Raw genomic sequence first — 24213 nt, forward strand, 5'->3', positions numbered from 1 at the left:
TGACTGCAACACCGGCACAACGCCGCTGCCATGTCTTTTCGTCTCGTTGCCGGTAACGCTTGTTTTTCAAATGCTTCAATCAATGATCGGGCCCGCAAAGGTCAAAAAAATCATTATGCCACCGGTTGTTGATGTTGCAAACATTCAACCGATGCCAGACCTCCGATGTTGCGCACGCCGAAAATTGCGTATTTCGCCCTGTCCCGAGTTCCCGCGACGCGAACAACAAGAAACAGGGCGCTGAATTGCCGGACGCCGGATGCCGGATGCCGGTGCAGACAGGACAAGGCAGTCCTGACTGCGTGCGTGATGATCAGCCAGCCGCCTTGACGGGATCGTTGATCCGGGGAGGCTGATAGGACGCCGCCTTTTCCTTTAGACTGGAAAATTTCGTCGAAAGCTGTTCGAGCTTGGCTTCCCAGGCCGGATCAGGCTGTTGCCCTTCGATTGTCCGGAAGTAGACCTCCATGATGCAGGTGACTGCAAAAGGCTCCAGCAAAGCGGACTTGACGGACCACGCGAACAAAATTGCAAACACGATGCCGCCCGCAGACCAGCTGCCTGGAACGAGATATGCGACCAGGGCGGCCGGAGCCAACATGACGAGGAAGACAAGAAACGACAGGCCGTAGACGATAAGAGTGAGCCAGGCGGCATTCTTGAGCATCGGTTTATAATTCTGGGCGTAAAGCACCAGCCCGCTCCGGGACGAAGCCCACACGTTGTCCGAATTTGTCCGGATCGTATAGGCGAGGATGACTTCGTCGATGAAACCGACGGCAATGCGCAGGAAGGCCTCGGCAATCGAGATCAGTTGCCGGGCACCGGGGATCGGCAGAAGCGTGAAGACGCCCCGCACCAAGCCCGTGATTGCGCGCAGCACACCCTTTATCAGCTGGTCGACGCCGAAAAGCACACTGGCCTGCATAAACCTTTGAGAGACTTCTTCGCGGGCGTAGGAAATCTGAGACCGCCCGCCCGGCATCTCCTTGCCGTCGAGCAGCTTGACCAGAACGGCAATGTGCCCGGCCTTGACGACATAGAGAACGTATTCTCTCAGCAGATACATCACGACAGCGACTGCACCGAACCCGATGACGCCGCCCCAGGTCGTGGTCGTTGCCTGGAAATCGGCATCGCCGAACCCGCCGATGCCCCAGCCGACGCCGGCCCCGACACCCGTTGCAAGAATGTAGGCAACGGCAGCTCCGAAATAGACCGCCATGCGCAAGATGATGAAAGGCAGTGTCTGAAACATCAGGCCTAATGCACGGCCAATAGAAAAATCCCACATATTTGGCGTCTCCTTGAACGCTCTGTTGCAATATGGCGGGAGAATATTGTCGAACGTGAGTGCTGTCCCCCTGCGTTTGAACGGGGACAGGTGAATGAAATCGCGTCAAGAAAGACCGCCCATTGACGCCGCCATCCATGGAACCGACTATCGGGCTCATCACGGTCAGATTTCAACGTGGTCTGGTTCAAAGAGCAGTTAATGCAATCGATGCCCAAATCCGGTCAGAAACTGACGGTTCTCTGTGTTGAGGACCAGTGCCATCTTCGCCAGGACATCATCGATGAACTTTCCGCTGCAGGCTATGACGCGGTCGGTGCAGCTGATGGCCGTGAAGCGCTGGACGTGCTGGAAACGATCCGCCCGCATCTCATCTTGTGCGATATCTCCATGCCCCGGCTCGACGGTTACGGCTTGCTCGAAACCGTCAGAGGCAGGCACACGCATCTCGCAGATGTTCCTTTCGTTTTCCTGACGGCTCTAAACCAGCGCGACGAGATCATTCATGGCAAGCGCGCGGGTGCGGACGATTATCTGGTCAAACCGATAGACTATGACCTGTTGCTGGCGACGATCGAGGCCCGCTTGCGCCAGGTCAGCCGGATCGATGACAGGCAAAAAAACGAACTGGAAACGCTTCGGCAGGCCCTGGCAGGCAGCGGATCGGACCGATCGCTTGGAATGAACGGCATGGAGAGCGTTCTCAACGTGCTTTCCTTCGGTATCGTGCTGGTGTCGTTGTCCGGTGTTGTCTTCGCAAATAAAGCAGCTCGGGAAATACATATGGCCAGGGACGGGCTGGTGATCGACCGGACGCTCCATACCGGTTCATCGCAGCTCGCCAACGATATCAGGAAACTGCTGGCGAATGCCTGTGAGGCTGCCTGCAAGGGCCAGGACCACCTTGCCAGCCTGACGGTGCAAAGACCGTCCGGACGGCGTGATTTTCTGCTTACGGTCTGTTCGCTCCCGGACAGTACGGGATTGCCGAACGATGACGCGAAGGCGGTGATATTCATTTCGGATCTCGCGCATCGGCCAAGGATGCCGGACGAGATCCTGGCAGGCCTGTTCGATCTGACGCCGACTGAATCGGAGGTCGCCCGCGCGTTGGCGCAGGGGCGGCGAAAGGAAGACATCGCGCAGGAGCTTTCAATCGCACCGACGACAGTCGCTTTTCATTTGCGCAATCTCTTCGAAAAGACCGGAACCAATCGTCAGGCAGACCTCATCGCACTGCTTCTCACCGGCCTTGTCTCGATCAAGGAACCGCAGGGGGACGTTGAGAAACGTGGAAAGGCTGAAGCGCTTCCAACAACGTGACGACACCAAGATGAGCATGCTGGCAAATTTGTTACGCAGGTGAATTTCAACAATCAAAAAGATCACGCTGACTTCATTACGTTCGTGAAACTGAATTCACAAACTAGCCAAGGCTGGTTATATTCTCTCTGCGGTCGAAATTGCCGCGTATACTGAATTGATATTCCATTTGAATTGCCTCTCACATTTCCGGAGAATTTGTTGTGCCGGTCAAAAAATTACGATTGCTGCTTTGTTCTGCGGGACGCCGCGTTGGTTTGCTTCAATGTTTCCGATCTGCTGCCGACCATCTGGGAATCCAGCTGGAAATCCTCGCCTGTGACCTTGCTCCGGATTTAAGTGCAGCATGTGCAGCTGCGGATCGGGCGTTTGCCGTGCCGCGTTGCGACGACCCGAGTTATGCCGACGCCATTCTCGACATTGTGCGTGACAACCGGGTCGATCTGGTGGTTCCGACGATTGACACGGAGTTGATGGCACTTGCCTGCGTATCCGACGCGTTCACCCGGCTGGGAGCGCGGGTGCATGTGGCTTCGACTGAAGTCATCGAAATTGTGAGGGACAAGCGGCTGACGTCGGAGATGCTCGAGGCGGCAGGCGTGCCGGTGCCGAAATCGCTGGGACATGAAGCGTTGCTGTCCGATCCGGATGCACTCGGCTGGCCGGTGTTTGCCAAGCCGAGCGGCGGTAGCGCCAGCCGGGGACTGCAGGTCTTTCAGGCTATCGAAGAGCTGCCCGGCCGTTTTGAGGAACCAATGGTCTTCCAGCAGTTTCTGCGTGGCCCGGAATACACGATCAACATGTTCGTCGATTCAGGCGGCAGCCTGCGAACGGTGGTTCCTCATCTGCGCATCCAGATCCGCGCGGGTGAAGTCGAGAAGGGAAGAACGGTGCGACGGGATGACTTCCGGCAAATCGCCGAAGGCGTGCACCGGGCCTTGCCAAGCCTGACCGGCGTGGCCTGTTTCCAGGTGATCGACGACCCGGAGCTGGGACCGCGTGTCATTGAAATCAATGCAAGATTTGGGGGCGGGTATCCCTTGGCCGACCATGCCGGCGCGCGTTTTGCACAATGGCTTCTTGAGGAAGTGTCGGGCCTCCCGTGCAGCGCAAACGACGACTGGCGAGAAAATGTCAAAATGCTCCGATACGACAGCGCGATCTACGACGGCTGATCGTCGCAGGATTGCCGGAGCCGCAATGGTCTTTTGTCAGGACCCGCACCTCGGCTCTGTCCTGGCAGTAGAAGCCCTGGCCGGTAGCGTTGTCCGGTCGACCCCACATTCGTTAACTGGCGGATTGCGATGATTGTTTTTGATCTGGACGATACGCTCTATCTGGAGCGGGAATTTGCGTTCAGCGGCTATCGTTTTCTCGACGGTTGGGTGAAAGAACGCGAAGGCCTGGAAGGCTTTGGCAACGCCTGCAGGGTGTTGTTCGAGGAAGGCGAGCGGCGTCAGATCTTCAACCGCGCGCTTGAAAGGCTCGGACACTGCGGCGACAGCCATTTGATCGCTGATCTTGTTGCGGCTTACCGTGGCCACCCGCCGCAGATTTCGCTGGCTCCGGACGCGGCGCGTTTTCTCGAGCGTCACCGCGGTCCGTTCGGTCTGATTACGGACGGTCCGGCGGAAACTCAAAACGCCAAGATCGTTGCCCTTGGTCTTGACCGCTGGATTGAGAATATCCGCAAGACCGGAGACTGGCCTCAAGGATATGGCAAACCACATCCCCGCGCTTACGAGGAAATGGAAGGACTTGCGGCAGGCGGCGGGCCGATGGTCTACGTCGCCGACAATCCCGCCAAGGACTTCGTGACGCCAAAAGCGCGCGGCTGGATCACCGTTCAGATCCGGCGGGCGGGCGCCGTGCATCCGCCGCACGCGAAAGATGATGCACACGCGGCCCATGTCGAAATAACGTCGCTGGATGAACTCGACGGCGCGTTGACGGTCCAGACGGTTTCGATGAAATAGCTAACTGTGGGCCGCAAGTGTGCCTTCAGGCTGGACCACGCTGCGACAGAATCTCCTGGTATTCACCGAGAATGTGCTTCACCTGGTAGTTCGCCACGATGCGCTGCCGAGCCCTTTTGCCGAGATCGGCAACCTGCTCGGGGGGCATTCGGGCAAATTCGGCCATCGCTTCGCACAGCGCATCCGGATCGCCCGGTGAAACAACCTTGCCGGTATCAGCGACAACAAGTGCCGCGTCGCCGACATTGGTGGTGACCACCGGACGGGCATGGCTCATGGCTTCGGCGACAACATTCGGGAACCCTTCCGTTCTGGACGACAGGACGAGAACATCTATCTGCGAATAGAAATCCCCCATGTCACGCAGCTCCCCAAGCAATTTCAGACGTGCCGGATCAAGCCCTGCGTCTTCAATCATGGCCATAACTTCGCTGTTGCGGTCATCAAGACCGAAACCTGCGGCAACAAAGCGAGCATCGGGAAATTGTGCGGCGATCTGCGCTGCGGCCCGGAAGAAGTTCAAGTGGTCCTTTTGAGGATGAAAGCGCGCGGCTATACCGAACACACGGGCCTTGCGCGGCGTGGGGTCCGCCTGCTCGGGAACCACGACGCCGTTCGGGATAACCTTTCCGAACCGCGCGGCATAGCCATACTGTTCGTGCTGCTCTCTTGCCCGTGCCGAATTGTAAACGATGCCGGCAGCGCGAGACGATAGCATGCGTGCCCCTGCAACGGCGAGGCGCGTGCTTCGCGTCAGGCTGCGCGGATCGTCAAGTGCCTGGCGCACCGTCCAGAAGACGGGCGGCGCCCCAGCCAGGCGCGCCGACAAGGTGCCGACAACCATTGCATGATACATCCAGCACAGCACCGCTCGCGGGCGCTTCTCCCGCATCAGCCCTGTCAGTTTCATGATTGCACCCGGCATGTGCACCGCCCCGCGTGCGTTGAGCGGATGATATTCCACGTCCGGCCGTCCGGCCAAACTCAGGTTGCGCTCTGAAACGCCGATCAAAGGGACCACGATTGTCGGTTCGGATGTCGCTGCCAGGAGCCTTGCCAGCATCGTTTCCGCTCCGCCGCTGGCGGCGAAATTCGTAATCACATGCATGACCGGCGCGGCAGTGTCCGTTCCAACCTCCAGTCCAGCACCTTCGCTGCCAACGTAGTCCATCAGGTCACGCCTTTCGTGCACCCTGCCAGACGTCGAGCGGTCTGCCGATCCGCTGTTCAAGTTCGCTGACTTCCGGAGCGAAAAAGTCCTGCAGCCTTTTTTCCAGATCGGGGCTCAACGGCGGGTATTCCTGTGGCCGGGCGACGGCATCGCGAAGCACCCTCATTGGCCTGGTGTGCCGAACGCCGTCCAGGACGGGGCGAAACGGCTTCAGGACCTTGCGCAGGGGCAGTGGAACGATGGCGGCGTTCTTGTCTTTCACCTTGCTGTCCACCGGAGGAGCCAGCGGTGCCTCGTGACCGATATGCGTGGCAAGGCGGGCGAGCTGATTTTCAGGCTGGCGCCGGATATCCTCGAACAGCAGCAGCAGAATCTGCTCCGGCGGGAACAGATCGTAGAACCGGCGAAGATGCAGGGCATAACGGCCGTCGTTGATGAAACGCTGGCCCGCGGCCTTCGCCGGGTCGAGATGATCCTCGATGTTTCGAGACACCTCCCCGCGTCGCAAGAGCATGCAATAATCGGAGTAGGCACGCGCCGACGGTTCCCGCATCTGAACGATCAGCCGGACATCGGGAAGGTCCCGCCGGATGCGCTCTGCCGCCTCGGGTTGCGTGAGATAGGTATTCGACTTCTCTCCGACGATTGCGTCCGGTTTACTGAAGTCGAATTGAGACAGGTACCAGTCCGCTCCACGGTGATACTCATCGGAAAAGTAATGCAGCTCCGGGCTGGGCATCGATATCGTCGGACTGCGCTCCAGAGATCTTTGCAGCCAGGTCGTTGCGGACTTGGCCGCGCCGAAAATCAGAAATCGTATGTTTGAGTCAAGCATATGCGGTACCTGCTACCTGGGTGCCTTCGACGAGCTGTTCGTAAAGGCGGGAAATTTCGGAAACATGGCGTTCGGCGCCATACTTGGCCGCGGCATCTGCCTGCGCCGCGTCGGCAATCCGGGTTTGCAGCAAAGGGTCACTGAGCAGTTTGCAAATAGGTTCGACAAAGCTCTCCGGATCGTCCGGCTCAACAAGGAACCCCGTCAGACCGTCCGAGATGGCTTCGATGTTGCCACCGTGCCGTGTCGCAACGACAGGCGTCCCCAGATACATGCTTTCGATCAGGGTCCGGCCGAATGGCTCGTTGACAGCCGGAACAAGCATGACATCGACACCGCTCATTGCCTCGAAAACCGGTGAGCGGAAGCCCATGAAATGAAAATTGTCGTTCAGTCCCAGGTTACTGACCAGCGCCTTGCAGGTTTCGTCCAGCCCCCGGGTTGCGTCGACGGTATCGCCGAACAGCAGTCCGTGCACCTGACGCCCCGGCAAGGCGCGGCGAACCGCATCGATCACCCGAACAAAGCCGTCGGGACGTTTGCGTTTGATGATCGAGCCGAAATACCCGAGCAGCACCGCGTCCCTCGGCAGGCCGAGTTCGTCGCAAAGCTTGTCATGGGAATTTGCGCGATCAGGCCGTATGGCTGGAAAATCGAAAGGACTTCGGATCACGCTTGCACGGTCGCCAATCGGCCGGATCGGACGTGATGGCATGGCGTAATGTGAAACGCTCACGATATGGTCGGCAAGCAAGGGGGCGAGCGTGTTCGCCCCTTTCGCAGCCGGGTCCTGGCGATGATGCCAGAGGTGGCGACAACCAGACAGTTTGCTCGGGATGATCCAGTTGGCGTGCATGCGTCCTTCGTTCGTATGCACGATATCGGGATCGATCTTTTTCAGCGTTCGTCGCAAGGCCGGCAGTGTTCGCGTCAGATAGCCGAGCCCGCCTACGCGGCCGGGCAGAGGCAGGCCGGGCGACGACATCAGTGGCGTGTCCTCCAGCACATCGTAATCGAGCCCCAGCTCCCGCGCCTTTTGGCCAATGGCGCCTGGTTCGAAATGGACGAGGACACGCGCCTCGAAACGGTTCGGATCCAGGGCGGCGGCAAGGCTGAGCGCCGAAATGTGGCTGCCGCCCAGGACAGGTCCGCCTACGAACGGAAATAATACTCGAATGCGTCTCATCACTGCTCCGGACCTACTTGGACGCTGGTTCAGAAATCGTCAGGTTGATCGTCAGACTGTCGCCCGGACGCATGAAGGCATTCAGGTCGACGTCCAGGCTCTGCATCTCGCCGTTCTCGAGCCGCGATATCCTGTAGGAAGGTGTGACAATGCTGTCCTGGGCGGTGGTATCAACCGAGTTCGCGGACAGCGTCTCGGCGTAGACCTTTCGGGCCAGCTCAAGACGGGATTCGACCTCGAAACGCTTTGATTTCACCTCCGTGAGTTCGGAGAGCTTTTCCCCGCGGGTCCTGTCGAACAGGGTCGCGGCGTCTCTCGATGCAAGATTGAGACGCTGCTGCGCGTCGAGACGGGCGACTTCGAGCTGCAGACGTTTTGCCTCCAGATCGTTGAGCGCCGTATTGGCAGAGGACACGCGGGTCGTCACGGCCAGCCCCTTGTCCTTCAGATGCTCCATCGATGCGAGATCCTTGCGGGCCAGTTCGATCTGGTTGTCACGCAGGACGATTTCTTCGGACAGTTGAGAGATTTTCTCGTTCAGCAGGACACGAAGATCCTTGAGGCTCTGGAGCTCGGCCTTGATCACCTTGATGTTGGCGGAAAGGATCTTCGACTGCACAGGGTCGGATGATTGCGACTCCACGGCGTCTGGCAATGTCTCCGCCGAAAAGAGCTGCACTTCCTGCTCGAGCCTTGTCTCCTGCTGCAACAGTTTGGATGCGGTTCCGCGAAGCTGATTGATCTCCCCCGTTACTCGGGTGAGCGAGGTCTGTTGTGTCCCCTCTTCGTTCGGCAGGCGATAATAGCCACCGGCAATTGCCAGGGCCTTCTCGACCGTCATGCCGGGGATGAAGTCGAATTGTCCGGGAGCCGTAACCGCTCCGCCCACGAACACCGGGGCATACCGGGATACTTCGACGGAGACCGCGGGTAATTCCGTCAAGCCGACGATGCGCTGCATGCGGCTGGCAATAGTATCCGCGACCTCGTCCAGGGTCTTGCCGACAACTTCCACGGCTCCCGCAATCGGGACATGAATTTTGCCGTCCGGTGCCATCTTGTAGGAACCGGCCACACCATCCCAGTTGGCAAAGGTCTTGTTTCTGGCATCCCAGGCGCCAGCACGCAGCTCCAGTGTCTCACCGCCGGACAGCCTGTACTGTTCGGCCGAGAGACCCGACACAAGAAAAGTCGATAATGAAAGTACGGCAATTATAAACCGAATACTCAATGCGCGATCTCCCATCTTTTAACTTAAAGAAACAAAATTATTATCAATATATCCAAGATTATCACGAAAGTCGGAAAACAACGAAAAAGAAATTTTTCCCGAAATAGCGTTCATGATTCTTTCGGGATGCTTTAGTTGCATCCGGTTTATTCGATGGTCTCGACGAACGTTGGTAAGGACATTTTTCATGGGTCATCTGTGCTCCCGTTTCCGGTGCCGGCGGACCCGGTAACCCGACAGACAGATCGCCGCCGGAAGCAAGAGGGGAACGGACAGGAACCTGCCGTAAACGTGGGTCACTCCGTTGAGGGCAACCGCGAACATGAGCAGTATCGTGAACATCAGAACCCCGGACCAGCGCGTGTCGGGATTGCTGAACGACCGCCAGCCGACGAATGCCAGTGTAAGCAGCAAGCAGACGAAGCCGAGCAGCGAAACGAGGCCGCCTTCGGAAAACAGCAACAGATAGGTATTGTGAACCGGCGCTCCGTACTGGCTGATCAACCGGTGCTGATCCACTCCGACCCCTAACCAGATCGACCGATCGATCAGGTAAATTGCCTCCTGGATGAGAAGCAGTCGCCCATCGAAGGTTCCCGCCTCACTGGAATCGCCGGTCGTCAATGCGCCGTAGACCCGCTCCTGAAACACCTCGGGCAGGAAATACTGTCCGAACAGGAACAGGGCCGCCAGTGCAAGCGCTCCAATCCCGATGAAAGCCAGGATATGTTTGGCGGAGCCGTGGAAAAAAGAGATTCCAAATATCCCGACAACCGCGACGATGAACCCTGAATTCGATGCGGACAACAACAGGCCGTAGGCAACGGGTGCCACCAGTGCCAGGAACACGATGCCGGATATCTGGGAGATGAAGTAAAGCCACATCACGTAGACGATCCCTACTCCAGCCAGGAGACCGACCCCGTTTTCCCGTTCGATCAGTCCGGTCAGTCGGCCGTTTCTGGAAAAGAAACGCGCATCGTCCGGGCTGAACACCGAATAGAGCACTCCGTGCAACATCACGAACACAAGGGAAAACGCCATCACCTTGCAAAGGAACATCGTCTCCCGCGCAGGACGCCCCAGAAGCAGCAGCGGTATGCATACAAACGAAAAGACGTACTGGATGACGCCAACCGCACCCGTAAGCGGATCGCCGTTCAACAACGATCCGGCAATCAGGCCACTGCAAAGAAGCAATACCGCGAACAGCCAGAAAGACGTCATGTCCGCGAACGGGCGAAGCGGCACGCGCCTGTTTGCAATCATCACGACGAAAGCGGCGCTGGCGACGAGATCGGACAGCGTGAAGAACACGATGTCGGTTCGAAGATATGTCATTGGTGACAGGAACACCGCGGCGATGACAAGCAGGCGTTCGATTTCCTGGCTCGTCGTGCTCCGGACAGGGGAACCGCTGTGGGAAGAGATCGGTATCGCGCTTGGGGTCAAGCCGGCCTCCTCACGGTGGGCTGTCGGCGCGACCAGTAAAGGACAAACAAGGTGCCTGCCACAAGCGTGCCGTTAAACAGAACATGAGCGACCGAAGCCCCGACCGGCCCCAGCATCCCGACCAGTGGAGCGAAACAGGCCAGGAACATGACGCTTCCGAGCAAGGTCACCCACAGAAGCTCGCGGTCGCGCCCCATGCTCAACATGGCCGGGTTGAGCACCATGGTTGCCAGGAGAAGTATGACCGCTAGCAACTGGACGTTGACCATGTTGGCGGCTTCGTTGAAGCCCGCGCCGAACATGACCGACAAGACGTATGGCATCAGGAAAGCGGCAGGAACCAGCACGACCACGCAAAGGCCAGCGATTGCCAGCAGCACGCCATTGACGAGCTTGTAAAACCCGCGTTCCTCGCCGGAACTCCATTTGCGGGCCAGTTCCGGAAAGATCGCCTGGTTCAGCGGGCGCCCCAGCTTGAGCGCGCTGTCGGCAACCCTGCGGGCAATATGGAAAAATCCGACGAATTTCTCGTCAACGAGAACCGACAGCAGGATTACGTCAAGACGCTGGACTGTCTGGCGGATGATGACATTGAAGTTCGAATTCCAGAGAAACCGCAGAATTCCGGGGTTCTCTTCGCGTATGCCCCTGATCGGCAATCGCATGAACTTGCCGTAGCCACGCTGATGGACATATCGGAGCGAATAGACGAACGGCAGCAGACTGTTCGCCAGGCCTTCGATCACCGCAACGAGGACAAACCCCCAAAGGCCGTAGCCCATCAACCACACGCCGGCCGACAGCACCAGACGCATCAGGGCGATACCGACGTCGACCTTGGCAAGAACATCAAACCGGTCGAAAATCCTCAGGACCGCGACCGCGGTCGGCTTGAGGTTCAAGAGAAGCGCCAGCGAAAACAAAGCCAGATAGGCCGCACTGTCCTCCGGCCAGCCCATCATTCGGGCGGTCACCTGAGCGGCAAGGATCGAAACCCCGGCAGCCAGCGTGCTGCCCGCCAGGTTCACGTAAACCGAACCCTTCAGCAACCGCATGAACCTGTCGCCGTCATCATCTGACAGAGCGTCGACACCGTATTTGATCACGGCTTGCCAGGGCTCCAGCCTCAGCAGCCGGTCGACAATGCGAACATAAGCCTGGAAGATCGCAAACAGGCCGAGGCCTGCCGGACCAAGCGACTGGGCCATGATGGCGAGGGTCCCGATGCTGATCACCCCGCTGACCGCCTGGGACGAAAAGACCCATGAAAAATTGCGCATGAGCCGACCGGCGGTCTGGCTGTCTTCAGCAGAGAGGTTGATCAGGCGGGCCATCAGTCATCCAGCTCCCGGTCGCCGGCAAGCTCTGCCAGCCAAAGCTGAATGTAGGACTGGTCCGTTCCTGCAACGATCTGCCAGGGATCGTCCGGCTGGCCGGCATCAAGCCCCGTTGTTGACTGCTCCCAAGCGTCAGGAAACCCGTCGCCGTCACTGTCCACGACCCGTTCTTCCGGTTGGAGGTCTGGCCAACCGCCGACTTCGGATGGGGAATCGATCACCTTGCCTTTGCAATCGCGAACGGTTTCGACAAGTTGCTGGTCGAGCGAGTCCCGATGTTCGCCCGATGGCAGGCGGTCGCCGACCCCTTCAAGCACAAGGTCGAGCACTTCGCTTGCCTTCACGCGCGGGACGGACAGTGTGCCGGTCACACCCTCGATTATCTCCGCTCCGGGATCGGCATCGACTTGCCGAAAGGGGCGGTCTTGGTCGCAGCGTCCACGGTCGATTGCGAGAATGTCATCGACCTGAACTTCAAGTCTGTACTGGTCGCTTGCCATGATTGCTTCAACTGCTGCGGGCCGTCTGTCGACGGTGCTCGGGCCGGTCAGCGCAACATTGCCGGCATAGACGATAAACGCGTTGCCGTAGTAGTTTCGAAACTCTCCGAATTGACTGATCGGATTGTAGAATACGCTGTTCACGACCTCGACCGGCCCGTCATCATGGCCGTATATATCGGGATTTCGGTCCCGATTGTGAGCGAACAGATTTCGCCAGAGGCTCACGCGTCCGCAATCGAAATCCCGGCCGTCTCCAGAGCAGATCAAGGCCCCCTTGGAGTGGCGCCCTTTCGGGTGGTTGGCATGATCCAGAGCCCAGGCGGAAATGCTGTTGGCGACCGTAATGTCGCTGGACCGTTCGCGGGAAACGTGAATACCGAGGTTCTCGTCGGTCGAAAACATCAGGGACAGATGATCAAGATAAACGCGCGTCGCGTTTTCAAGCGTCACCGCATCGACCGACGACGAAGGTTGTTCGCTCGGTCCCGGGCGTACCTTGAGAAACCTGACGACGACATCGTTGGCATTCTTGATGATGACGGGCGTGGCGCGGGACTTGCCCAGTCTGATCTGGATTCCCTGCCCAGGTGCAGTCTGACCTGCGACGTAGAGGTTTGAGCGAAAAAAGAGGGGGGTGTCGAGCGTGATCGTTCCGCTCACCTGAAAGACGCAGATCCGAGGCATTTCGCCCTTTTCCACACAGGCTCGCAGAGAGCCGGCGCCAGCATCTGCCAGCGTTGTGACGGGGATGACCTCCCCTCCGGTCCAGCCGGTTGCAGATGCTCCGAACCCGACCGCCCCCGGAAAGGCTCGAGGCGCGGCCTCGGCCGCCAGCGTTTGCGACATCAAGAGGCCGAAGACGATAAGGACTGCAGCCTGTGTTCTGTTCCTAGCCATCATTCACCACGATCCCGACGTTTGAGGCGTTGTTCAGTTCGAGTTGCTGAGCGGCTTTCGAAAGGTCTTCGAAGCGTGTCTTCTTCATGCGCGCGACCAGCAGCACTGCCTGCGCGACACTGCCGAGGCGGCATGTCGCGTCGTCGCTCAGTACCGGTGGGCAATCGACCACAATTAACGAGTACTTGCGGCGCAGAACGCTGAGTGACGCTTCGACACTGGACATGTTGTTGAACCGCACTGGTACGGGCCCCGATGCAGGGGCGACTATCGACAGATGCGGATGGCCGGGCAGATGCCACGCGGCTGCATCGATCCGCAGAGGGTTGCTCAGAAGATCGAGAAATCCGTTCGCAGTGCGTTTGCGCGAGAGGGTCGAGATCAAGTCCCTCGGCGAAGGATCAAGATCGACCAGCAGAACATCTTCACGCCCCGCGGCCGCATATGCGGCAAGTGCGAAACTGAGTGTACTCCGGCCCTCGCGGCTCCCCGGTGACGTGATCAGAACCATTGCACCGGTCCCATTCTCGGTCCTGTTGTCCGCCCTGGTGTTTGTTCGTACGGCGGTGTGCAGGGGTGCGATCTTGTGCAGCGCCCGCCGCAAGTTCCCGCTCCTGGTCGTCCATGCCATACGGTTTACGAATTTCCGTGATAGGGGAGGCAATTGCCCCAGAACCGGTGCGCGGAACGCGGTTATCTGCTGTGGCCACCGCAGACGTCCGCGAAGGTTTTCCCGCAAGAGCGCCAGAAGGAAACCGAAAGTGAGCCCGCTGATCAGCGCGCCCACCATTTCGGTTTTGGGAGAAGGCGAAACAGGTCTGGTCGTTGGGATAGCGATCGACACTTGCCGCGCGACCGGGGTCAGTAGCGCTTCCTGCAATGCGAGTGCTTCAAGCTGATCGAACAGAAGATCATCCTGTCTTCGCATCGATTCCAGTCTCCGTTCGAAGCCGGTTTTCTCAACTTCGGCCGCCGAACGTGCGTCGAGTTTTGCCAGCGTCGCATCCAGGTCGGCCTTGAGCTCTGCAGACTCTTGCAAGGGTACTCCGCGTTCTTCCGCCAGCGCCAATTGCGCCTGCAGGCGGCGAAGATTGTTGGTCAGGGTTTCCGTCTCGGTCAGATCGTCGAGATTGTTGGTTCTGGTGAATTCCAGAAGATTGGCTTCCGCATCTTTCAACGTCTCTTGCAGCGCGGATTGGCGCGACAAGATCGACATCTTGGTTCGTTCGACATCGGCGCGCTGTATCTCAAGCGTGTAGTCGACATAGTTCCGGGCGACAGCATTCGCGATGTCTGCTGCCAATTGAGGGCTGGCGTCCGTGGCGAGGATGTCCAGGGCGAAGGTCGTGGGATGCCAGATGATCTGATAGCTCTCCAGAATGCGATCGACCGTGCTTTCCCTTCCGGACAAGACGTTCTGACCCGTCCCGGAAATCTCATCAGGTACGACCTCCTCCGCTACTCTTGCTGCGAATTCCCGTGACTTCATGACTTCGATTTCGGTGGCCAGTTGAAGCATCGACAAGGTTCTGGCCCGCAACCGGGCACCGAATGGATCGAGACGCAGGACCGCGTCATCAAGCACCAGCGTGGCCTGCGCACTGTAAGTCGGCACAACGGTGGTGAGCCGAAACCACATCAGGGCACCCGAGGCCAATATGCACAGGACGATCAGAACCGCATTTCTGAAGATCAGCGTCAGAATCTGAATATTCTCTGGTCTGAACTCGGCAGCACCTTCGGCATGGCGATCACGTTTTGACACCTGATCAGCCACCTTGCCGGCGGTTTGAGAGCTGGTGTTGATCAAAAACAGGGATCGTCTCCTTCATTGTATCGCGCGTGTGCGCCGAACCATGCGATCGCTTGAAATTGCGGAACACCAGATCAGAACTTGAGCGGCGCCGCGGCACTTGATGCAATTTTCAATAAGCTGCGCGTGAAACACTGGTGCGCAGCGAAATGTCGAAAAACTCCAGATAAAACAGCATGTCAGACACGGCTTTTTTCGGTGAAACGTGTCGACTGAAAGGGTCGCGCCAACGCGACGGAAGCTGTTTCAACTTGGCGGTTTGTAGATGTAGCCGTTGTTATAGGCGTAGTATCCTCCTGCCCGGTGAGCTCCGTAGTCGCGAAGCGAATATCGCCGCATGTCGATGTCGTTCAACACCACGCCAGCGAGTGGGATCTGATTGAACCGCAAGGCTTCTGCCGCCGTTCCAAGAGCATCTTCCGACGTGCGTCCCCAGCGGGCGATGAGGATCACGAAGTCCGCAAGCGACGCCAGGCGGTTTGCTTCGTCGGCTGCCAAAACGGGGGCCGTATCAATCAGGATGACGTCATAGGACGCGCGCAATTTTCTCAAAATCGCCTTGCCACGAGGCGTATTGAACACGCGCCTCGGAATGATGGAATCCTGAGCGAACGACAGGAGATTGATCTGTCCGAAACGGGTGCAAGGCACTATCTGCGCGTCGAAGACGTTCTGATCCTCCCAGATTTCCTGAGGCGTTTCCTTTGGGATTTCGCAACCTGACATGCGTGTCAGGCCATGCCGGTGGATGTCGAGGTCGATCAACAGCACCCGGTGTCCTTCCTGGGCGGCGGAAACTGCGAGTGAGAACGTCAGGGTCGTCTTGCCTTCGTTGGCAAGTGCCGACGTTACGGCCATGACCATGCTGTCCTTTTTCCGGATCTGGTTGGAAAGCAGTGTGAGCAGGCTCCGCAACGCCAGCTGGTACGGTGAATTCTCCTGCCTGGAGGTTCTGCTCAGAAAGAGTTCCTGCTTGTCCCTCTTCCGCCAGTACCGGATCCGCGGAACGTAGCCGATGGTTCGCAGGCCCAGGTACTGCATCGTCTGGGTACCGGTCCAGACCCGGCGGTCGAACAATTCGCGCAACAGCACCAAGGCCAGACCGACAATCAGGCCGCCGGCAATCCCAAGCGCAAAAATGACGGGACGGTTGGGTGTCGCCGGTTTCAGCGGAGCGGAAGCCACGGTCACCTGCCGGGCATCGGGCTGAAGAAAGTCGATCTGTGTTTCCAGTGCGTTACGTCGGTCTACAAGTGCCTGGTACCTGGCAAGATCCGCATCCAGCGACCTCTGCAGCTTGGACTGTGTCAGTTCGGCGCGCGTTCGCTCCTCAAGCTTCGTTTCCACCTCGGCAAGACGCTGTTTGCTTTCATTGATCCGGATGGAAGACGCATTCTGGTCGCGCGCCAGATTGAGGATAGACGTCAATCTGTTCAGCTCTGCCCTCAACTCGTCGCCGAGGCTGGTGTCGTCCAGTTCGTTTTCGCGAATGAGTTCCGCAAGACGCGCTTCCATCTCGCTCAGGCGACCGCCGAGTAACGTTATCCGGTCCCACAATTCTGAGATTGAATACTGTACGGCTTTCTTCTTGTCCCGAAGAGAGTCATCGATGTAGGTGCTTGAGAGTGTATTGGCCAGTTGCGCAGCCATGACGGCATCTGGATGCCGCACACGAATATCGAGCGCCAGGCTCTCGCCTCGCCGTTCAACCGTGTAGCTGTTGAGCATGCGTACCAGGACCGCTTCGAATTGCTGTTCATCGGTGGGAACCGGTGTTTCGGTCGCCGAAAGGTACGGATTGAAATAGGTGTCTGAGATCAGGTTCAGTTCGCTGGCGACCTTGCGGGCGAATTCGACTGAGCGAAGAAAATCGATCTCGGTCTCGATGTGGATAAGCGACGTGTCGGAATTCTCGATTGTCGTCTCTGTCGGATTAATTCTCGTTTCGACCTTCGCCAGAATGATGGTCGACCGTGCGGCATATTTTGGCTGAATGACCTGAAGGGCAAGATAGGCGGCCCCCAGACCCAGCAACATGGCCAAGGTCAGCCAGATCCAGTTCCTTCGCAACACCTTGAAAATGGCAAAGAAACCGAACTGTATCGGACGTTCAGCGAATGCATATTGCTCCTGCTGCGAGTCAACAATACTGCTCATGAAGATCCCCCAAATGCCGACGAATTCCGCCGGATTGTCCTGGTATTGAAGTCGATTTTGCCGGGCGCTCCGATATCGGTTCGCGCCAGGTCCGTTGCCACGGACATCGCGGCACTTGCAGAGCTGAAAGGCTCACGCATTCGCATGTGAATAGCCCTCCCCTGCCGGTTTGCCGCGGTTGAATGCTTCCTTCCGGGTCGCGTCGGAAATCGTCCGGTCCCAGAGGGCTAGAATGGTCTCAGGTGCCAGTTTTTGCTGCAGGCGGACATTCGCATCCGCCATTGCGGCCCTCAGGGTCGGGTTGGACATCAGGCGACCAATCGCGTCGGCCAGTGCCCCGACATTGCCGTCCTGAACCAGAAGTCCGTTCACGCCATCGAAGACCAGTTCCCTTGGGCCGTAGGCGCAGTCGAACGCCACGACGGGAAGCCCGCTGACGACAGCTTCGGCGACAACGTTCGGAAACCCTTCGAAACGGGACGATAGAACCAGAATGTCGGAAGTCCGGATCCATTCTCCGTGCCTTGCGCTCTTGCCCGGCAGGGAAACAATATCCTGAAGACCAAGACGGTCACGCTGCGCTTCCAGGGAAGCACGGGCGGCGCCTTCTCCATAGATCGTCAGTCTTGCATCCGGCTGTTTTTCGCGCAGCAGAGACATGGCGTCGATGAGCAGATCAAAGCCTTTCTGGTGATCCAGTCGTCCAACGGCAACGAGCCTCTTTCCGCCAGGTGAAGGGGCCACACCGTCGATCGGCGCACAGGGGTTCGGGATCACCTGGGCACAGGGTTGTACTCGCGCCGGCAGGTCCTGCCGTGCCCGCTCGGTCTGCATGACCATCGCGGCGGCTCTGGGCATCAGGGCATTCTGGGCACGGCGCCAGATCGGATGGGCCTTTTGTGCCAGCGGATTGTTGCGCTCGGACGCGATCACAGGCACCGACGAACCGGTGGCCAGAAGGGTCAGAACGTTGACCTTGGTCAGGAACGAGAGGCACACATTCGGCGATAGAGCCCGCACCAGCTTGCGGATACTGGCAAGCCGGCGCAACGGCAGGGGAAGCAGCCCTCTGCCGTTCTCCCGATCGAGAACGTGCAGGACGACGTTGTCCGGATAGTCGAAATAAGATCCTGCATCGGGGCAGGTCATTGCCGCGACGTGCACTTCATCGCCAAGCTCAGCACGATGTGCCGCCAGCATGGCAACGATCTTTTCCGTGCCGCCTGCGCCAAAACTAGCCTGAACGAAGAGCAGTTTCATGGTTTATTCCGCAGCCTCCACCATGGTACGTCGACCCTTCGGAACCGCATCATTCCGTTGTCCGTTGCCATTCAGTTCGATTTCAACCAGTGGCCGGTTCAGGTTCTTCGACTGCAGGAATATCCGTCCGACATATTCACCCAGAATGCCGAGAAACATCGCGTTCACCGTCATCGAAAGCAGGATCAGCGTCGTGGTCGTCGCAAAACCGGCAGGCCACTCCTGGCCGAAGACCAGTTTGCCGATGAGGTAGCCCGAAAGCAGCAGGAAGGCGCAAAGGCCGCCCAGAAGGCTGATCAGGGAAGCCAGCCGCAAGGGCACAAGCGAATGGTTGATCAGGCCATCGACCGCGAGGGAAATCATCGCACGAAGCGGGAACTTGGAATCTCCAGCCACGCGAGCGTTTCGGTCGTACTCAAAACCGGTCTGGTTGAAACCCATACCGCTGATCAGACCGCGGACATAGGGCGAGCGGTCTTCCACGCGGCGCAGCTCATCGAGAATGCGCCGGTCGGTCAGCCGGAATTCACCTGCGTTCCGGGGAAGGTCGTCCTCGCTGATCGCGTCGATCAGTGCATAGAAGGTTCTGCGCAGCCACGCGACGACCGGACCGTCCGGCAGGCTCCGCCGGATTCCGTAGACGACGTGGTAGCCCTTGCGCCAGGTATCGAGCATCTGCGGGATCAGTTCGGGCGGATCCTGGAGGTCGCAATCAAGCTGTATGGCGCAGGCGCCCTCGGCAGCCCGGTAGGCGGTCAGCACCGAAGCCTGGTATCCGACATTCCGAGAGAACCGTATCACGCGAACCCGTGGGTCCTCGGCAGCGATTTCCGTGAGAATGGAGAAGGTCTCATCACTGGAATGATTGTCGGTGAAGATGAGTTCCGGCTCATAGTCGGGAAGCTGCTCGAACACATCCATGACACGTTTGTAGGTGTTGCGAACGTTGTCCTCTTCATTCAGTGCCGGGATCAGGATCGAGACGAGAGTCATGCCTGCATCTCCGTTGCAAAGTTTGGAATGATGTTCTCTCGTGCCCATTTCACGGTCCTTTCGAGGCCATCTTGAAGCTTGATTTCCGCTGACCAGCCAAGGCGATCGCGGATGCGTTCGGCAGAGACGATCAATTCGACGGGATCGCGGACTTGATCGCTGAAATTCACGAGATCGAAGTCGGCGCCGGTCAATTTGATCAAGGTCCTCATGACCTCGGCGACCGTCGGGGAATCTCCCGTCCCCACATTGACCACCGGTCCGGCACCTTCTGGATTGTCGCCCAGCATCATGAGCGCCGTGGTCACGTCATCGACATGGATCAGGTCACGGCGATCCAGCGGGCTGCGGACACTCACCTTCTGGCCGGCCAGCAACTGAGTGATGGCGCGCGGGATCAGGAAACTTTCCGACTGCCCGGGCCCATAGGTCAGGGCCAGCCGTGCGGTAACGGCAAAAAAGGGAAGTCGTGGTTGCACCATCTCCAGATAATGCGTCCCGGCCAGAAGTGAGGCGGCATAGGATCCGCCCGGTCTTTCTCGCTCGGTTTCAGTAAAGGGGGTCGGACAGTCCCCGTATTCGGCGATCGTCCCTGTCCTGACGAAAGTCCGGGGCGGGCAATCGCAAGCGGCTAGGGCCGACAGGAGCGCGATCAGTGGCGAGAGGTTCTCCTCGACGCTGTCGGCGAGATCCTGCAAGTCCGGCCAGTTTTCGAAACGGGTGCGGGCACCCACATGGAAAACGATCTCCGGCCTGGCTTTTGCCAGACAGCTGCGAAGAGCCCGAGCGTCGGTGACGTCGAGCCTGTAGAGGCCAACGCGCGACGCGATATCGGCGATCCGGCCCGTGGACGAACGAGGCCGCAAGATCACACTGACCTCGTCACCTCGCTTCAGGCAGGCCCGGGTCAGGTTTGATCCTATAAAACCGGATGCTCCGGTTATGAGAACGCGCGCCATAGTTCTGCCTCAGGGAACGATTTTCGGCACCGGAAGGGGAACGATGAACTTGCCGCCCTTCGCTTCGAATTCGGCCATCTGCTCGCGGATTTCATCCAGGAAATTCCATGCAAGAACCAGCAGATAGTCGGGTTGCCTCTCGGCTACGGCTTCCGGCGAGAGAACAGGAATGTGCATGCCCGGAGAGAAGAGGCCCTGTTTCAGTGTGTTCCTGTCGACCAGGAAATCGAGTGTCTCCGTGCCGATCCCGAAAAAGTTGAGCAACGTATTGCCCTTGGCGGGAGCGCCGTAGCCGGCAATTGATTTGCCTTCTGCCTTCAATTCCGCCAGCAGCCCGGTCAGGTCCTTGCGGATCTGGTGTACCCGCTCGGCGAAATCCTGATAGGTCGCGGCCTGCGTCATGCCGGCCTGGCGTTCATCTTCAAGCATCTCGTCGACGATTGCCGCGCGTTCCACCTTCAAGGCGGCCGGTTGCATGAATACGCGCATCGAGCCTCCGTGCACCGGAAGCTTGGTGACATCGACCACATCGAGGCCAACGCTTTCGCCCAGACGGACAATCGAAAGCAGGCTCAGTTCCGACAGATGCTCATGGTAGACATTGTCGAATTCATTGGTCTCGAGGATCTCCTTGCCCCACGGCACCTCGATGATGAAGACACCGTCGTCGTCAAGAAGCGTCAGCACGCCCTCGGTGAAGCCGTGCAAGTCATCGATATGGTTGAAGGTGTTCGAAGTCGTGATCACGGCGGCGGGACCTTCGGACGCCCTCAATTCCGCTGCCGTCTCGGGGTTGAAGAATGCCGTGTGCACCCTCACGCCGCGCTCCTGCGCAATTGTCGCAAGGTTCGCAGCCGGATCCACACCAAGCGTCTTGCCGCCCAGCCGGTTGGCGTGGGACAGCATGAGCCCGTCGTTGCAGCCGATATCGACGATCAGCCCACCGTTCGCCTTGCCGACGGCAACCTCCGCAAGCTCCGCGAAATGGGAATGCATGGTCGCGGCGCCGGAAGGTACATAAAGGTAGTTGGTGAAGAAATCGGCCGGCACCTGATCCGCAACCTGGATCAAGCCGCAATCGAGGCAGGCTTGCGTGTTGAGCGGAAAGGCAACCTGGGGCTGGTCGCGATCGGCCGCGCTGGCAAACAAGTTGGCCGGCGGATGAGCTCCCATGGGAAGGAACAGCAAAAGATCCTCGGAACCGCAGGTTCTGCAGGTACGGCGAATGGACTTGTCTAGCTCGAACTTATTCATTTTTTTCAATCGCTCTTAAAATGACTTGCATTGTCAGGTTCAGGTTCATTGCGAACTCCACCAGGCAGAATTCGCGGCAATTCAAGCTTTCGACGCCGCTCCTCCCCGAAAGTCCCTGCCCATCGCCCGACAGGCATCTCCTGAAGGGTGCGGTAGGCTCGGCGTCATCCCACCCTCTCGTTGCCTGCCGCCATGGCACCGAAACCGGCGGAAAACCGGTTCAGGAAATCGGATACGCGCGCGTGCATGTATTCGACGTGATCGTCGTTGAGGCCGTGATGGCAGGCCAGAAGGATGCCGCCACGCATCACCTTGTCGGCGATCGGATAGCCTGACGGATCGACGCGGCAGTCGATGTTCTTCATTGCCGGCTGGCGCAGAATATTGCCGGTGAAGACCGGGCGGGTCTGGATGTCGGCCTTTTCGAGATAGATCTGAAGCTCGCGCCTGGTAAACGGCGCGTCGTCCCGAATTGTCAGCGGGAAAGCCAGCCATCCCGTCCTGGCACCTTCCAACTGGCGCGGCAGGACAAACCAGTCTTCATAGTCGGCGAAGAACCGCTTGTGAGCTTCAAAATGCCGTTCGCGCACTGCAATGTTGTGTTGCAGCTTACCGAGTTGCACGAGGCCGAACGCCGCGCTGATTTCCGAAGGCTCCAGATTGTACCCCAGCGCTTCGAAGACGAACTTTGCGTCATATTCGATGTCATCAAGCCGGACATTGAACCGGTTCTCGATTGCTTCCGATTCAACAAAGAGCGATGAACTGCGTCCCCATGAACGCAGCAACAAAGCCTTGCGCGCCAGCTCGGGGGTGTTGACGCAAAGCATGCCGCCGTTGCCGGCTCCGTTGATGACGTGCGAACCGTAAAAGCTCGTCGTCGAGACATCCGAGTAGATACCCGTGCTTTCACCGGAAATCGTCGCGCCCAGAGTATCGGCACTGTCTTCGATCACCTTGAGGCCGTGGGCATCGGCGATCTCGCGAATGCGCTTCCAGTTCGGCAGATTGCCGATCAGGGACGGGATCATCACTGCGGAAGTCGCAGGTGTGATTATGCGTTCGATGGCTGTCTCGTCGATGTTGTAGGTGCCTTCGGCAGCGTCGACGAATGCCGGCACAAGGCCCTGGCGCACAAGCGGGGCAACCGTTGTGGCGAAAGTCAGCGCCGGTGTGATGACCTCGCTGCCCTTGGGTAGATCGAGGATCTCCACGGCCAGGTAATTGGCCGAAGAACCAGAGTTGACCATGATCCCGAAGTTCTTGCTGAAAAGCTCGGCGACCTTCTGTTGCATGTCACGGACACGCGGACCCATCTGGGTCGAGGTCTTGAGCACTTCGACCACGGCGTCGATCTCTTCCTGTCCGTGTACTGTCTGACCGTAATTAACTCGCATGTGTCAATTTCTCCGGTGATCTCGCGCTGTCTACTCAGCGACCATCGCGTAGCGCGTGAGACTGCTGCCAGCCATCAGGGCGCTGTAGCCGGCAAGCTGCTGTTCGGTGCAGTCGCTCATGTCGTCGCCAAGCGCGTGTGCCTTGTACCAGTCGATTGTCATTCCGATTGCCTCGGCAAGCCTGAGCTGCGGCCGCCATCCGAGGCGGGTGCGGGCCTTGGTGCTGTCGAGGCGCAAAATGCCGGCCTCGTGCAGGGCCGATGACGTTCCCGTCTGCTGCTCCGGAAAACGAACCTCCGGGGCGCCTTGCCCCCAGGCTGTCCGCACCATCTGCATCAGCTCGCGCACATTGACCGTGCTTTCCAGCTCGGGACCGAAGTTCCAGGCGCCTGCAAACTCGGAGCCGTCGTCAACAAGCCGAGCCGCAAGCTGGAGATAGCCCGAAAGCGGCTCCAGTACGTGTTGCCACGGGCGCACCGCCTCGGGGCTGCGGATCTCGAGCGGAACGCCGGTTGACGCTGCCCGCACGATGTCCGGCACCAGCCGCTCCTCACCCCAGTCACCGCCGCCAATGACGTTGCCGGCCCTGGCCGTGGCCAGCTGCGGTCCGTTGCTATCGGCGAAGTAGGCGTGGCGGTAGGCTTGCGCCACAAGTTCGGTACACGCCTTCGACGCGCTGTAGGGGTCGTGGCCACCAAGCGGGTCGATCTCTCGGTAGCCCCAGGTCCATTCGCGGTTGTCGTAACACTTGTCGGTCGTGATCACGACGACAGCGCGCAGCGAAGGCATCTGGCGAACCGCATCCAGGACGTTGGCCGTTCCCGACACGTTGGTTGCAAAGGTTTCCGCCGGATGCCTGTACGAATGGCGCACCAGGGGCTGGGCAGCCAGATGGAATACGATCTCCGCATCCACGCCGCGCAGAGCTTCCTGCAACGCTCCCCGATCCCGGATGTCGGCAATCCGGCTGTCCATGCGATCGGCGAGACCGCAGGATTTGAAGACACCCGGTCCTTCACTGGGTGGCAGGGACAGGCCAACGACATCGGCTCCCAGGTGCAACAGCCAGGCCGAAAGCCAGCCGCCCTTGAACCCTGTGTGGCCTGTGACGAGAACCCGGCGGCCGGCGAAAGCTCGGCCAATATGAGGATCGATAAACTCGGACATGGTCGTCG

At 58.8% G+C, this 24213-nt stretch carries 19 protein-coding genes; 3 read left to right on the forward strand and 16 right to left on the reverse strand.

The annotated features are described in order from the left end of the window. Positions 1–313: 313 nt before the first annotated feature. On the reverse strand, positions 314–1294 hold the full coding sequence (locus FIU93_RS30070; protein ID WP_031268848.1) for a hypothetical protein: 981 nt from the start codon (positions 1292–1294) through the stop codon (positions 314–316). A gap of 201 nt (positions 1295–1495) precedes the next feature. Here FIU93_RS30070 and FIU93_RS30075 point away from each other — a divergent pair, with 201 nt between their 5' ends. From FIU93_RS30075 to FIU93_RS30085, 3 genes are all read left to right on the forward strand, one after another. Then, positions 1496–2617, forward strand: coding sequence for a response regulator (locus FIU93_RS30075; RefSeq protein WP_152507974.1), 1122 nt, complete (start codon positions 1496–1498; stop codon positions 2615–2617). Between the two features lie 257 nt (positions 2618–2874). Then, positions 2875–3792 (forward strand): ATP-grasp domain-containing protein, encoded by a 918-nt coding sequence (locus FIU93_RS30080; RefSeq protein ID WP_286202458.1) that lies wholly within the window; start codon positions 2875–2877, stop codon positions 3790–3792. A gap of 129 nt (positions 3793–3921) precedes the next feature. After that, positions 3922–4593, forward strand: a complete 672-nt coding sequence (locus FIU93_RS30085) for an HAD family hydrolase (protein ID WP_152507975.1) — start codon at positions 3922–3924, stop codon at positions 4591–4593. 25 nt (positions 4594–4618) lie between these two features. Here FIU93_RS30085 and FIU93_RS30090 read toward each other — a convergent pair whose 3' ends face one another. The 15 genes from FIU93_RS30090 to rfbG form a co-directional block, all read right to left on the reverse strand. Then, positions 4619–5764 (reverse strand): glycosyltransferase, encoded by a 1146-nt coding sequence (locus FIU93_RS30090; protein WP_152507976.1) that lies wholly within the window; start codon positions 5762–5764, stop codon positions 4619–4621. 4 nt (positions 5765–5768) lie between these two features. Beyond that, positions 5769–6599 carry a sulfotransferase gene (locus FIU93_RS30095; protein ID WP_075283062.1) on the reverse strand — a complete coding sequence of 277 codons (831 nt, stop codon included), beginning with the start codon at positions 6597–6599 and terminating at the stop codon, positions 5769–5771. Then, on the reverse strand, positions 6592–7785 hold the full coding sequence (locus FIU93_RS30100) for a glycosyltransferase family 4 protein (RefSeq protein ID WP_152507977.1): 1194 nt from the start codon (positions 7783–7785) through the stop codon (positions 6592–6594). Before FIU93_RS30100 ends, FIU93_RS30095 begins: the two co-directional genes overlap by 8 nt. Positions 7786–7798: 13 nt before the next feature. Further along, the gene (locus tag FIU93_RS30105) at positions 7799–8968 is read right to left on the reverse strand and encodes a polysaccharide biosynthesis/export family protein (protein WP_173017464.1); all 1170 of its coding nucleotides are present in this window, start codon (positions 8966–8968) and stop codon (positions 7799–7801) included. Positions 8969–9208: 240 nt separating this feature from the next. After that, the gene (locus FIU93_RS30110) at positions 9209–10468 is read right to left on the reverse strand and encodes an O-antigen ligase family protein (RefSeq protein WP_152507979.1); all 1260 of its coding nucleotides are present in this window, start codon (positions 10466–10468) and stop codon (positions 9209–9211) included. Further along, positions 10465–11802, reverse strand: a complete 1338-nt coding sequence (locus FIU93_RS30115) for a lipopolysaccharide biosynthesis protein (protein WP_152507980.1) — start codon at positions 11800–11802, stop codon at positions 10465–10467. Before FIU93_RS30115 ends, FIU93_RS30110 begins: the two co-directional genes overlap by 4 nt. Continuing rightward, positions 11802–13208 carry a hypothetical protein gene (locus tag FIU93_RS30120; protein ID WP_152507981.1) on the reverse strand — a complete coding sequence of 469 codons (1407 nt, stop codon included), beginning with the start codon at positions 13206–13208 and terminating at the stop codon, positions 11802–11804. Before FIU93_RS30120 ends, FIU93_RS30115 begins: the two co-directional genes overlap by 1 nt. Then, positions 13198–14970: a hypothetical protein gene (locus FIU93_RS30125; RefSeq protein ID WP_173017465.1), complete on the reverse strand. Its 1773-nt coding sequence runs from the start codon at positions 14968–14970 to the stop codon at positions 13198–13200. The genes FIU93_RS30120 and FIU93_RS30125 overlap by 11 nt, the downstream gene beginning before the upstream one ends. Positions 14971–15264: 294 nt before the next feature. Next, positions 15265–17175 carry a polysaccharide biosynthesis tyrosine autokinase gene (locus FIU93_RS30130; RefSeq protein WP_022999561.1) on the reverse strand — a complete coding sequence of 637 codons (1911 nt, stop codon included), beginning with the start codon at positions 17173–17175 and terminating at the stop codon, positions 15265–15267. Positions 17176–17307: 132 nt separating this feature from the next. Further along, entirely contained in the window at positions 17308–18435 is a 1128-nt protein-coding gene (locus tag FIU93_RS30135) for a glycosyltransferase family 4 protein (protein ID WP_152507983.1), read from the reverse strand. Between the two features lie 3 nt (positions 18436–18438). Continuing rightward, positions 18439–19428, reverse strand: a complete 990-nt coding sequence (locus tag FIU93_RS30140; RefSeq protein WP_022999559.1) for a glycosyltransferase family 2 protein — start codon at positions 19426–19428, stop codon at positions 18439–18441. Further along, positions 19425–20387: an NAD(P)-dependent oxidoreductase gene (locus FIU93_RS30145; protein WP_152507984.1), complete on the reverse strand. Its 963-nt coding sequence runs from the start codon at positions 20385–20387 to the stop codon at positions 19425–19427. Before FIU93_RS30145 ends, FIU93_RS30140 begins: the two co-directional genes overlap by 4 nt. 9 nt (positions 20388–20396) lie before the next feature. Next, positions 20397–21641, reverse strand: coding sequence for a class I SAM-dependent methyltransferase (locus tag FIU93_RS30150; RefSeq protein WP_152507985.1), 1245 nt, complete (start codon positions 21639–21641; stop codon positions 20397–20399). Positions 21642–21805: 164 nt separating this feature from the next. Then, positions 21806–23038, reverse strand: a complete 1233-nt coding sequence (locus tag FIU93_RS30155) for a DegT/DnrJ/EryC1/StrS family aminotransferase (RefSeq protein WP_152507986.1) — start codon at positions 23036–23038, stop codon at positions 21806–21808. A gap of 30 nt (positions 23039–23068) precedes the next feature. Continuing rightward, entirely contained in the window at positions 23069–24205 is a 1137-nt protein-coding gene (gene rfbG / locus FIU93_RS30160) for a CDP-glucose 4,6-dehydratase (protein WP_022999555.1), read from the reverse strand. Positions 24206–24213: the final 8 nt, after the last annotated feature.

Origin of the sequence: Labrenzia sp. THAF35 (genome assembly GCF_009363595.1) — a bacterium.
GTDB classification, from domain to species: Bacteria; Pseudomonadota; Alphaproteobacteria; order Rhizobiales; family Stappiaceae; genus Roseibium; species Roseibium algicola.